Genomic DNA, 12,372 nt, shown 5'->3' with positions numbered 1-12,372 from the left:
CGCCGGGGCCGCCCGCCGGCGGCACCGCGCCGCGGCTGCCACCGCCCGGGGCGCCACCGGGCCGCGACAACGCTCCCGGCCACCACATCCGCCGGTCCAGCAGCCAGCACGCCGAGGTCAGCAGATAGGGCCGCACGAGGAAGGTGTCCATCAGCACACCCACCGCCACGACGAAGCCCAGCTCGACCATGACCACGAGCGGCAGGCTCATCAGCACGCCGAACGTCGCCGCCAGCACGATGCCCGCCGAGGCGATCACCCCGCCGGTCTTGCGCAGCGCGATCAGCACCGCCTCCCGGGTCTCCGCCCCGCGCAACGCCTCCTCCCGCATCCGGTGCATCAGGAAGATCCCGTAGTCCACGCCCAGCGAGACGCTGAAGGCGAACGTCAGCAACGGGATCCAGCCGTCCATCCCCTCGAATCCGAACACCGGTCCGAAGAACAGCCCGCCGAGACCCAGCGCGGCGCCCCAGGAGACGACGACCGCGGTGAGGACCAGCGCCGCCGCGACCAGGCTCCGGAAGAGCAGCACCAGGATCAGCAGCACGGAGATCAGCACCAGCGGGATGACGACCACCCGGTCGCGGGCGTTGGTGTCGTCCAGGTCCACCGCCTGCGCGGTGTTGCCGCCCACCAGCGCGCCCCGGCCGTCGAGACCCGCGAGGGAGTCGCGCAGCTCGCGGACGGTCTCCCGCTCCTCCGGCGAGTCCGAGGCGCCCTCCGCGAAGACGTTGATCTCGGTCCAACCGTCCGCGGTGCGCCCCGGCACCACCCGGGCGACGCCGTCGGTCTCCTCCGCGGCGGCGACCGCGGCGTCGGCCGCGTCGCTGTCGGCGACCACCGTGATCGGCTGGGTGGACTGGCCGGGGAAGGCGTCGGCGAGCGTCTGCATCGCCACCACCGAGTCGGGGGTCTGCGTGAAGAAGTCCTCGTCCTTCAGCGGCCCCGGCAGGTTGAGGTTGCCCAGGCTGAGCGCGCCCAGCAGGACGAGCCCGCCGACCAGCAGCGCCGTCGGACGGCGGCTCACCGAGGTCCCCATGCGGGCGAAGATGTTGCCCCGGCCCCGCGCCTCACTGCCGTACTCCGGCACCAGCGGCCAGAAGACCCGCCGGCCGCACAGCACCAGCAGCGCCGGCAGCAGCGAGATCATGACCACCAGCGCGCACAGCACCCCGGCCGCGCCCACCGGGCCCAGGCCGTTGCTGCTGTTGTGATCCGCCGCCATCAGGCAGAGCAGACCCGCCGCCACCGTCCCGGAAGACGCCAGCAGCGCGGGGACGCAGCCGCGCAACGCGGTGCGCATCGCCTCGTACGGCACGCGGTGCTCCCGCAGTTCGTCCCGGTAGCGGGCCACCAGCAGCAGCGCGTAGTCGGTGCCGGCTCCGAAGACCAGCACCGTCATGATCGACGACGCCTGCGTGGAGACGGTGATGCCGAAGAGCTGCACCAGCGCGTAGACCGCCGCCATCGCGGCCATCGCCGCGATGCCCACGCAGACCAGCGGCAGCAGCCACAGCAGCGGGCTGCGGTAGATCACGATCAGCAGGACCGTCACCACGGCGACCGTCGCCAGCGTCAGCGTGAGGTCGATGGACTGGAAGACCGAACCCGCGTCGGCGCCGATCGCGGCGGGCCCGCCGACCTGCGCGGTCAGCCCCTCCGGCACGTCCTGCGCCACGATGTCCCGCACCAGCTCCACGGCGGCGGCGGCCGGATCGTCCTCGGCGTCCTCGCCACCGCCCGGCACCTGCTGGTCCGGGGCGAGGGGGATCGCGCGGAACGCGGTGGTGCCGTCCTCGGAGACCACCGGGTCCGACAGCTCCCCGACGACCTCCAGACGGTCCGCGACCGTCTCGGCGTGCCGGTCGGCGACGGCCAGGTCCTCGCCGCTGAGACCGTCCTCGCGCTGGTGCACCAGAATCACGTCGTCGGTGCCGCCGCCCGGCAGCTCCCGCACGATCTGCGCCACCTCGGTGGACTCGGCGCTGTCCGGCAGGTAGGCGAGGGAGTCGTCCTCCGTCTCCCCGCTCAGCTGTCCGGCGAACGGCCCCAGCAGCGCCAGGAGCACCACCCACAGCGCCACCGTCGCCCAGGGCAGCGCGAGACGACGGGAACGCGGTGCACCGCCAGCGCCCGCCGCCGCGCCGCCGGGCGGACCGGAACCGGCGGAGCCGTCGTCGGGGGAGCCGCCGGGGGCGGCCGTGGCTTCGGCCCTCATCGTGTGGGCCTCCTGTCGTCGTCGCTGGTGAGCAGGCGGATCGCCGCAGCATGCGGTTACCCGGCCCGACCGGCCGCACGCCGGTCCGACGCGACCGGTCGGACCGCCGCCGCGGAACGCGGATACGGGCACCGTCACAGCATCCCCGCCTCCCGGGCCGCGGGGGCTCGCCCCCGGGAGTGATCCGCCGCGTACTCCCCGCGGTGACAGCGGGGTCCCGATACTCCCCCGGGATGACTCCCCGGGGTGCGCGCCACCCCGGGCCACCACCGGCGACCCCGCCGAAGGGCCCCGCGGGGGGGTGCCGGCCGAAGAGCCCCGTCGCACGTCCCGCCGGGTGTCCCGTCCCGGGGACCGGGCCGGTCCAGATCTCGCATAGTGATACGTGCGCGGCGCCGGTCGCCGGGCAGGGGATACCCTGGCGGGGATGCGAAGCGTGACGATGCTCCTCCTTAGCCGCCGCGGCGAGGGTCTTCCGTAAACGGGACCGACCCCCTCCCCGCGGAGTCCGGTCGTGCCGTCGGTCCTTCGAGCCCTCCCTGGTAGGAGACCAGCACCATGGCCGCACAGCCGTCCGACCCGTCCGCATCGCCCGTCTCCCCCGTGGTACCGGCGACCGCCACCGGCCGCGCGGGGACGCCGCAGACCACTGGCACCGCCCGGCAGCTCCCCTCCGGAATGCCCGCGCACCGCTACGCGCCGTACGAGAGCGTCGAGCTGCCCGACCGGAGCTGGCCGGACCGCCGGATCACGCAGGCCCCCCGCTGGCTCTCCACCGACCTGCGCGACGGCAACCAGGCCCTGATCGACCCCATGTCGCCGGCGCGGAAGCGCGAGATGTTCGACCTGCTGGTCCGCCTGGGCTACAAGGAGATCGAGGTCGGGTTCCCCGCCTCCGGCCAGACCGACTTCGACTTCGTGCGCTCCATCATCGAGGGCGACGCGATCCCCGACGACGTCACCATCTCCGTGCTGACCCAGGCGCGCGAGGAACTGATCGAGCGCACCGTGGAGTCGCTGGTCGGCGCGCGCAACGCCACCGTCCACCTGTACAACGCCACCGCCCCCGTCTTCCGGCGCGTGGTGTTCCGCGGCGGCAAGGACCAGATCCGGCAGATCGCGGTGGACGGCACCCAACTGGTCATGGAGTACGCCGAGAAGCTGCTCGACGACCGCACCGCCTTCGGCTACCAGTACAGCCCGGAGATCTTCACCGACACCGAGCTGGACTTCGCACTGGAGGTCTGCGAGTCGGTGATGGACGTGTGGCAGCCGGAGCCTGGGCGGGAGATCATCCTCAACCTGCCCGCCACGGTGGAGCGTTCGACTCCCTCCACCCACGCCGACCGCTTCGAGTGGATGTCGCGCAACCTGTCCCGCCGCGAGCTGGTCTGCCTCTCCGCGCACCCCCACAACGACCGCGGCACCGCCGTGGCCGCCGCCGAACTGGCCGTCATGGCGGGCGCGGACCGCGTCGAGGGCTGCCTGTTCGGCCAGGGCGAGCGCACGGGCAACGTCGACCTGGTGACCCTGGGCATGAACCTCTTCTCCCAGGGCGTCGACCCGCAGATCGACTTCTCGCGGATCGACGACATCCGGCGCACCTACGAGTACTGCAACCAGATGGACGTCCACCCCCGCCACCCCTACGTCGGCGACCTCGTCTACACCTCCTTCTCCGGCTCGCACCAGGACGCCATCAAGAAGGGGTTCGAGGCGCTGGCCGCCGACGCCGCCGAGCGCGGTGTCGCGGTCACCGAGATGCCGTGGGAGATGCCCTACCTGCCGATCGACCCCAAGGACGTCGGCCGCACCTACGAAGCCGTGATCCGCGTCAACTCGCAGTCCGGCAAGGGCGGCATCGCGTACGTCCTGAAGAACGACCACAAGCTGGACCTGCCGCGCCGGATGCAGGTGGAGTTCTCCCGGATCATCCAGGACCGGACCGACAGCCAGGGCGGCGAGGTCACCCCCGCCCAGATCTGGCAGGCGTTCGCCGACGAGTACCTCCCCACCCCCGAGCGCCCCTGGGGCCGCATCCAGCTGCACGCCACGCAGGGCCTCGCCATGGGCGAGGACGGCCGGGACCGGCTGACCGTCACCGGCGTCGTCGACGGGAGCGACACGACCCTCGACGGCACCGGCAACGGCCCCATCGCCGCGTTCTTCGACGCGCTGTCCGGGGTCGGTGTCATCGACGAGGACGTACGACTGCTCGACTACGTCGAGCACACGCTGAGCGAGGGCGCGGGCGCCAAGGCCGCCGCGTACATCGAGTGCGCCATCGGTGACCAGGTCCGGTGGGGCGTCGGCATCGACGACAACATCGTGATGGCCTCGCTGAAGGCCGTGGCCTCCGCGGTCAACCGCGCCGCGCGCTGACCGGTGTTCCGGGGTGGGCGCGTCGGCGCGCCCACCCCGGCCCGACCGCCGGGCGGCACCACCACGGACGGAATTCGGACGTGCACACGCCGGAACCCGGCTTTGTCCCTCCCGGGTGCTGACGCCACCGCACACCTGTGGCTAACATCACCCCACTGCGGCAGCGTCGCCGACATGTGACGGAGGTACGGGCGTGGCGCACTCCCGACGAAGGACCGGACTGACTTGGGTCGCCGGGGTCCGCACCGTGTGGCGGGTCGTCGAGGACGGTGAGTTCTACTGCCCGAGTTGCGGCGGTGACCGCTGCTACCAGCGGCTGGAGGGCCGACGCCGGTTGACCGTCCTCGGTGTGCCGCTGCTGCCGCGCGGCACCGCGGTACCGGTGGTGGAGTGCTCCTTCTGCCGGAACCGCTTCACTCTTCAGTCCCTCGGTGCGCCCACCACGGTCCGGCTCTCGCTGATGCTGCGCGACGCCGTGCAGACCATCGCCCTCGCCGTGCTGGCCGCGGGCGGGACCGAGTCGCGCGCCGCCCGCGAGGCCGCCGTGGAGTCGGTCCGGACCGGCGGGAACCCCGACTGCACCGAGGAACGGCTTCTCACGCTGCTCGACGTCGTCACGGCGGAGGGGCGCGGAGCGCTGGAGAACGAACTGCGGGCCGCGCTGACCCCGTTGGCGCCCCACCTGGCGACCGTCGGCCGCGAGACGCTGCTCCGCGAGGCCGCCCGCATCGCCCTCGCCGACGGCACGTACCTCGCGGCGGAGAGCACCGCGCTGGCGGAGATCGGCAACGCGCTGGCCCTCGCCCCCACCGACACCGAGCGGCTCATCACCGAGGCCGGCCAGGGCGTCTGAGCCGACCGCCACCGGCGCGCAGCGGCGGCGGGCCGGCGGGTCGGCGGGTCGGCGGGCCGGGAACGACGGACGGGCCGCCAGGACCCGTCACCACGTTCTCGTGGCGGCGCGTCCCGGCGGCCCGTGTCCTCCTCCTCACCGCCGGCCCCGTGGGCCGGCCCCACTACCAGCGGCGTCGCAACGCTCCGGCTGCCAGGTTGCCGATGGCTGCGTAGACCACGGCGGCTATGCCGTAGTTCAGCAGTACGTGCCACCAGTCGGGCGAGACGTCGAACATGTCGCGCGACCAGGCGGCGAGCCATGACGCCGCGTCGTGCACGAAGTCCACCACCGTATTGTCACGGTTGGCCTCCAGCATGAAGAGCAGAATCCACAGCACGATGATGACGGCCGCCAGGTTCGCGAGCAGCGCCACGACGAATGCGACCGGATTTCCTCGACTACGTGTGACCATGACAACCGCCTTACCGGAACCGCCGACCGCAAACCGGTGAGAGTGACGCGTGTCACATTTCCGCCAGTTGTGCGGCACCCGGTGGCCGACCCTCCCACACGCGGAACGGCAGATCGCTCGGCGGCACGGAGAGTTCCCGATCGTGTGCCCGACCTCGGCCCGGCCCAACCGCACTCGGACCGGTGGACCGGAACAACCGCCGCAGCCGACGCCCGGACCCGGGTTCCGGTTTCACGGGCGGGGCCGACGCGTCCACCTCGCGCCGCGGCGTACCCCTTCGGGGCGAGACACCGGATCGTGCCCCTCACCCGGTCGGGTGAGGACCCGCCCGGCGACCGGCGGGCTACCCGGCCACCGCAGCGCTCCGCAGCGCGAGCAGGGAGACGCCGGACGACCGCCGCATTCCTGGCCGGAAACCGACCGAAGCCGTCCCGCTGCGTGCGGGCGGCGGGAGACGAAAGGCTGGGCGTCCCGGCCCTCACTCCCCGAGGCGCCGCAGCAGCAGCCGGTTGGCGACGGCGGGCGAGTCGACCAGCGGATGCAGCGTCAGCGCGCGCAGCGCCGCGTCGTAGGACCCGGTGAGCGCCGCGCGAATGGTGGCGCGCTCCACCGCCTTGACCTGGAGCATCAGCCCGAGTTCGCCGTCGCCCGGTGGCACGGCGGGCAGCGGGCGCGGCCCGGCGGCGTCCACCTCGCAGACCGTCTCCACCACCGCCGCGTCGTCCAGCGCCGTCACCGTCCCCGCGTTGGGCACGTTCAGGATCAGCCGGGCGGGTCGCTCCCCCGACAGGGCACGCATCAGCTCCAGCGCGACCTGCTCGTACCCACCGCCCTCCAGATCCTGCGGGTCGCGTTCCCCACCGCCCCCCGCCTCGCGCGCCTCGGCCAGGTAGGTCCGCTCACGCTCCATCCGCGTCACGTCCCACAGCGCCCCCGCCCGCCCCGGCTCGGCGGCGGCGCGTGCGAAGAACGCCGACTGCTGCCGGTCCAGGAACTCGCCCCGCGTCTCCGTCGCCTCCCACGCCTGCTCCAGCGCCTCCCGGCGGAAGTAGTAGTAGTGGAGGTACTCGTTGGGCAGCGCCCCCAGCGCACGCAGCCAGCGCGCGCCGAACAACCGCCCCTCCTCGAACGACGCCAGCGCCGTGTCGTCGGCCAGCAGCCCCGGCAGCAGATCCCGCCCCCGGTAGGTCAACGACCGCAGCCAGCCGAGATGGTTGAGGCCGAGGTAGTCGAACTCGGCACGGGAGGCGTCCACTCCGACCGCGCGCGCCGCGCGCCGCACCAACCCCACCGGTGAGTCGCAGATGCCGATGACCCGCGGGCCGAGCACCGCCGACATCGCCTCGGTCACCATCCCCGCCGGGTTGGTGAAGTTGATGACCCACGCCTCCGGCGCCACCTCCCGGATCCGCTCCGCGAGCCGGACCGCCACCGGCACCGTCCGCAGCCCGTACAGCACCCCGCCGGCGCCCACGGTCTCCTGCCCCAGCACCCCCTCGGCGAGCGCCAGGCGTTCGTCCCGGGCCCGGCCCGCCGTGCCGCCGACCCGCATCGCGGAGAAGACGAAGTCCGCGCCGCGGAGCGCTTCCCCCAGCTCCCCGGCGACGGTCACCGCCGGCCCCTCGCCCTGCTGCCGCAGCACGGCCGCGATGACCGCGGCCCGGCCGGGATCGGTGTCGTACAGCACCACCTCGGTCACTCCGCCGGGCGGAGCGCCGAGCAGCGCCCGGTGGACGAGGGGGACACGGAAGCCGCCGCCGCCGATGATCGTAAGCCTCATGCCCGGAACGTACCGTAGACGTCATGTCACAACGGTCAGGCCGACGGCGGCCGGCAGGGAGGACCCAGATGCACGACCCCACCGGCGGCGAGCGGTGCCCCGCCCAGGACCCCCTGGCGGCCCTGCGCCGTCCGGGTGACGTCGGCTGCGACGTCTACCTCACGGGGACGGTGTTCCTCGACATCGTCTTCACCGGTCTCGACGGCGCACCGGTGCGCGGCACCGAGTCCTGGGCGCGGGGCATGGGCTCCAGCCCCGGCGGCGTCGCCAACATGGCCACCGCCCTCGCCCGCCTGGGACTGCGTACCTCCCTCGCCGCCGCCTTCGGCGACGACAAGTACGGCGAGTACTGCTGGGAAACGCTGGACGAGGGCGAGGGAATCGACCTCTCCCTGTCGCGGACCGCTCCCGGCTGGCACTCCCCCGTGACCGTCTCCATGGCCTACGAGGGCGAACGGACCATGGTCTCCCACGGCCACCAGGCGCCGCTGCCGGAACCGCCCGCCGGGCCCCTGCCGCCCGCCCGCTCGGCCGTCACCTGCCTGGAGCCGGGCCGCCCGCAGCCGTGGACCGCGGCGGCGGCAGACCGAGGCGCCCTTCTCTTCGCCGACGTCGGCTGGGACGACTCCGGCCGGTGGGACCTGGCCGCGCTGCCCGAGCTTGCGTACTGCGAGGCGTTCCTCCCCAACGCCGACGAGGCGATGCGCTACGCCCGCACCGACTGCCCCCGCCGCGCGGCCCGGGTCCTCGCCGAGACCGTCCCGCTGGTCGTGGTGACCCTCGGCGACCGCGGCGCCTACGCGGCGGACGGCCGCACCGGGGAGACCGCGGAGGTCCCCGCCGTGGCCGTCGACGCGCTGGACACCACCGGGGCGGGCGACGTCTTCGTCGCCGGGTTCGTCACCGGCTCGCTGGCCGGGTGGCCACTCAGCGATCGGCTGGCGTTCGCGGGGCTGACCGCCTCCTTGTCGGTGCAGGAGTTCGGCGGCTCGCTGTCCGCGCCGGGCTGGCCCGAGGTGGCCGCCTGGCGGCGGCAGGTCCTGGCCGGCGAAAGGGAGGCGGCACCCGACCACGCCTTCCTCGACGACGTGCTCTCGGTACTCGGCTGCCCCACTCCCGGTGCCCACGCCGCCGCCGAGGCCCGCCGCCGCGCCGCACCCACCCTCGGGTTCCGGTCCCGGGGCTGATCCGGACGCCGCAGGGACCGGCCCGCAGACGGGTGCGTGCGGCAGGGGGGCGGGCTCGGACGGTTTCCGGCCTCCCGCCACCCGCTCACCGGCCTCCCGTCGGCCCTTCGGGCGGCGGGTGGGCGGCTGCTGGGCGGCCCGTGAGCGGGCTCACCCGCCACCGGCGGCCGACCGCGCGGAATCCGGGGATATATTCCGGTGGAACTGTCGCCGGGGCGTCGTAGTCTGGAGTACCAGTACCGGACACGACAGCGGAGAGGGATGACGAGGGCCGTCCGAGGCCGCCCATGACGCAAACATCCACACACCAGACCGCGGGGACCGACGGCGAGGCCACCGCCCGCTTCCAGGTGCCGGCAAAGCACCCTATGGTCACCGTGCTCGGCTCGGGCGACGCCCTGCTGCGCGTCATCGAGGCCGCCTTCCCCCGCACCGACATCCACGTCCGCGGCAACGAGGTCCGCGCGACCGGCGACGCCGCCGAGGTCGCGCTCGTACAGCGGCTCTTCGACGAGATGATGCTGGTCCTGCGCACCGGTCAGCCCATGACCGAGGACGCCGTGGAGCGGTCGATCGCGATGCTCCGCAGCGGTGGCGACGCCGAGTCGCCGGCCGAGGTGCTCACCCAGAACATCCTCTCCAACCGCGGCCGGACCATCCGGCCCAAGACCCTCAACCAGAAGCGCTACGTCGACGCCATCGACCGGCACACCGTGGTCTTCGGCATCGGGCCCGCCGGCACCGGCAAGACCTACCTGGCCATGGCCAAGGCGGTACAGGCCCTGCAGGCCAAGCAGGTCAACCGCATCATCCTCACCCGGCCCGCCGTCGAGGCCGGCGAGCGGCTGGGGTTCCTGCCGGGCACCCTGTACGAGAAGATCGACCCGTACCTCCGGCCGCTGTACGACGCGCTGCACGACATGCTCGACCCGGACTCGATCCCGCGTCTGATGGCCGCCGGCACCATCGAGGTGGCGCCGCTCGCCTACATGCGCGGCCGGACCCTCAACGACGCCTTCATCATTCTCGACGAGGCCCAGAACACCAACCCCGAGCAGATGAAGATGTTCCTGACGCGCCTGGGGTTCGAGTCGAAGATCGTCATCACCGGTGACGTCACCCAGGTCGACCTGCCCGGCGGCACCAAGAGCGGTCTGCGGCAGGTCCAGGACATCCTCACCGACGTCGAGGACGTCCACTTCTCGCGGCTCGACAGCAGCGACGTGGTCCGCCACAAGCTCGTCGGCCGGATCGTGGACGCCTACGAGCGGTACGACGACCGCGCGGCGGGCAACGAAGACAGCCGAGGCGGCCGAGGCGGCGCCGACCGCGGCGGCGACCGCGGCACCGGGCACGGAAAGTAGCTGAGCACCCTCACCATGGCCATCGAGGTCAACAACGAGTCAGGCGTCGACATCGACGAGCGGTCGGTGCTCGACATCGCCCGCTACGCCCTGACCCGGATGCGCATCCACCCGCTGTCGGAGCTCGCCGTCGTCGCGATCGACGCCGACGCCATGGAGCAGCTCCACCTCCAGTGGATGGACCTTCCGGGGCCCACCGACGTGATGTCCTTCCCCATGGACGAGCTCCGGCCCGGCCGCGAGGACGAGGAGCCGCCCCAGGGCCTCCTCGGGGACATCGTGCTCTGCCCGGAGGTCGCCCGTCAGCAGGGCGCGGACGCGCCCACCGACCACTCCATGGACGAGGAGCTGCAACTGCTCACCGTCCACGGGGTCCTGCACCTCCTCGGGTACGACCACGAGGAGCCCGCCGAGAAGGCGGAGATGTTCGGCCTCCAGCAGGCCATCGTGGACGGATGGCGCGCGGAGCGGGGCCTCACCGGCCCCTCCCCGGCGCCCACCGTGACATGACCGTCCTACCGAGGCGTGGCCCCGCGGAACAGCGCGGCCACGCCTTGACCACCAGCCGGCGCAACCGCCCCAGGCGGCCCGTCCCCGACGGGCCGCCCTCTCGGCATGCCCCGATACCGACCGGAGTTGACCAACCCACCATGACGCGACGACATCCCCACCCGAGTGTGCGAGTGCCGCTGCGATGACCACCTCTCTCCTACTCGCCGTCGTCGGACTGGTCCTGTTGGCCTGGCTGGCGTCCTGCGCCGAGGCCGGGCTCGCCCGCATCACCGCCTACCGCGCCGAGGAGGCCGTCCTCCTGGGCCGCCGAGGCGCCGCCCTGCTGACCACGGTCGCCGCCGACCCGGTCCGCTACCTCAACCTGGCGCTGCTGCTGCGTGTCGCGGCCGAGAGCGCCGCGGCGGTCCTGGTCGCCTACACGAGCCTGGCGTACTTCGACAGCACCTGGCAGGCGCTGGCCGTCGCCTTCGCCGTGATGCTGCTGGTCTCGTTCGTCGCCGTCGGTGTCTCCCCCCGCACCATCGGCCGCCAGCACCCGGTGAACACGACCACCGCCGCCGCCTACGTCCTGGTGCCGCTGGCCCGGGTCCTCGGCCCGCTGACCCAGTCGCTGATCCTGCTCGGTAACGCCCTCACCCCGGGCAAGGGCTTCCGCAAGGGCCCGTTCGCCTCGGAGGCCGAACTGCGGGCGATGGTCGACCTCGCCGAGCGGCACCAGCTGATCGAGGACGACGAGCGGCGCATGGTGCACTCGGTCTTCGAGCTGGGCGACACCATGGTCCGCGAGGTCATGGTCCCCCGCACCGACCTGGTCTCGATCAGCCGAGAGAAGACCGTCCGGCAGTCGCTGACGCTGGCGCTGCGCTCAGGTTTCTCCCGCATCCCGGTGACCGGGGAGAGCGACGACGACATCGTCGGCATCGTCTACCTCAAAGACCTCGCCGGACGCGTCCACACCAGCCGGACCGCCGAGTCGGAACTGGTGGAGACCGCCATGCGGCCCGCGACCTTCGTTCCCGACACCAAGAACGCCGGGGACCTGCTGCGGGAGATGCAGCGGGACCACTCCCACGTCGCGGTCGTCATCGACGAGTACGGCGGCACCGCCGGCCTCATCACCATCGAGGACATCCTGGAGGAGATCGTCGGTGAGATCACCGACGAGTACGACCGGGAGCTGCCCCCCGTCGAGGAGCTGGGCGAGGGGCGCTACCGCGTCACCGCCCGCCTCGACCTCGGTGACCTCGGTGAGCTCTTCGACATCGCGCTGCACGACGAGGACGTCGAGACCGTCGGCGGTCTGCTCGCCAAGGAGCTGGGCCGCGTGCCGATCCCCGGCGCCACCGTCGAAGCACCTCTTCCGGAGAGCCCGGGCGACCAGGGTCTCCGGGCGCTGCGGCTGACGGCCGAGTCGCAGGCGGGCCGACGGAACAAGATCATCACGATCCTGGTGGAGCCGCTGCTCCGGCCCCAGGCAGACATCGGCGCTCCCGACGCGGAGCAGGCCGGCGAGCGCAAGCGCGAGCACACCCCGCGCACCGCGGACCGTCCGGACGCCGACTGACACGACGCCGGTCGCGCGCCCCGCCCGTGGCGAAGCCGACGCGGAGGGTGGAGCCGT

At 73.0% G+C, this 12,372-nt stretch carries 9 protein-coding genes; 6 read left to right on the top strand and 3 right to left on the bottom strand.

From position 1 onward, the window contains the following. A partial coding sequence (locus tag HCJ92_RS17325; protein ID WP_167934521.1) for an MMPL family transporter occupies positions 1-2,218 on the bottom strand: 2,218 nt, incomplete at its 3' end. Positions 2,219-2,776: 558 nt separating this feature from the next. Between HCJ92_RS17325 and leuA the strand changes: the two genes are divergently transcribed. Together leuA and HCJ92_RS17315 are read left to right on the top strand one after the other, a co-directional pair. Further along, complete coding sequence (leuA, locus tag HCJ92_RS17320; protein WP_167934520.1) at positions 2,777-4,600, top strand: 2-isopropylmalate synthase; 1,824 nt, start codon at positions 2,777-2,779, stop codon at positions 4,598-4,600. A 193-nt stretch (positions 4,601-4,793) separates the two neighbouring features. Continuing rightward, positions 4,794-5,453: a TerB family tellurite resistance protein gene (locus HCJ92_RS17315; protein ID WP_338054228.1), complete on the top strand. Its 660-nt coding sequence runs from the start codon at positions 4,794-4,796 to the stop codon at positions 5,451-5,453. A 163-nt stretch (positions 5,454-5,616) separates the two neighbouring features. Here the strand turns inward: HCJ92_RS17315 and HCJ92_RS17310 are convergent, their stop codons facing one another. Together HCJ92_RS17310 and HCJ92_RS17305 are read right to left on the bottom strand one after the other, a co-directional pair. Further along, positions 5,617-5,907, bottom strand: coding sequence for a hypothetical protein (locus tag HCJ92_RS17310; RefSeq protein WP_209311254.1), 291 nt, complete (start codon positions 5,905-5,907; stop codon positions 5,617-5,619). A gap of 478 nt (positions 5,908-6,385) precedes the next feature. Further along, the gene (locus HCJ92_RS17305) at positions 6,386-7,687 is read right to left on the bottom strand and encodes a 6-phospho-beta-glucosidase (RefSeq protein WP_167934519.1); all 1,302 of its coding nucleotides are present in this window, start codon (positions 7,685-7,687) and stop codon (positions 6,386-6,388) included. A 68-nt stretch (positions 7,688-7,755) separates the two neighbouring features. On the opposite strand from HCJ92_RS17305, the gene HCJ92_RS17300 reads away from it, so the two are divergent. From HCJ92_RS17300 to HCJ92_RS17285, 4 genes are all read left to right on the top strand, one after another. After that, positions 7,756-8,874 carry a carbohydrate kinase family protein gene (locus tag HCJ92_RS17300; protein ID WP_167934518.1) on the top strand — a complete coding sequence of 373 codons (1,119 nt, stop codon included), beginning with the start codon at positions 7,756-7,758 and terminating at the stop codon, positions 8,872-8,874. Positions 8,875-9,161: 287 nt separating this feature from the next. Beyond that, on the top strand, positions 9,162-10,238 hold the full coding sequence (locus HCJ92_RS17295; protein ID WP_167934517.1) for a PhoH family protein: 1,077 nt from the start codon (positions 9,162-9,164) through the stop codon (positions 10,236-10,238). Positions 10,239-10,253: 15 nt separating this feature from the next. Continuing rightward, entirely contained in the window at positions 10,254-10,748 is a 495-nt protein-coding gene (gene ybeY, locus HCJ92_RS17290) for an rRNA maturation RNase YbeY (protein WP_167934516.1), read from the top strand. Positions 10,749-10,932: 184 nt separating this feature from the next. Beyond that, positions 10,933-12,315: a hemolysin family protein gene (locus HCJ92_RS17285; RefSeq protein WP_167934515.1), complete on the top strand. Its 1,383-nt coding sequence runs from the start codon at positions 10,933-10,935 to the stop codon at positions 12,313-12,315. Positions 12,316-12,372: the final 57 nt, after the last annotated feature.

This window comes from Streptomyces spiramenti (assembly GCF_012034385.1).
Classification (GTDB): Bacteria; Actinomycetota; Actinomycetes; order Streptomycetales; family Streptomycetaceae; genus Streptomyces; species Streptomyces spiramenti.
Note: the sequence above shows the minus strand (reverse complement) of the source record. Positions and strands in the feature narration are given on the sequence as shown.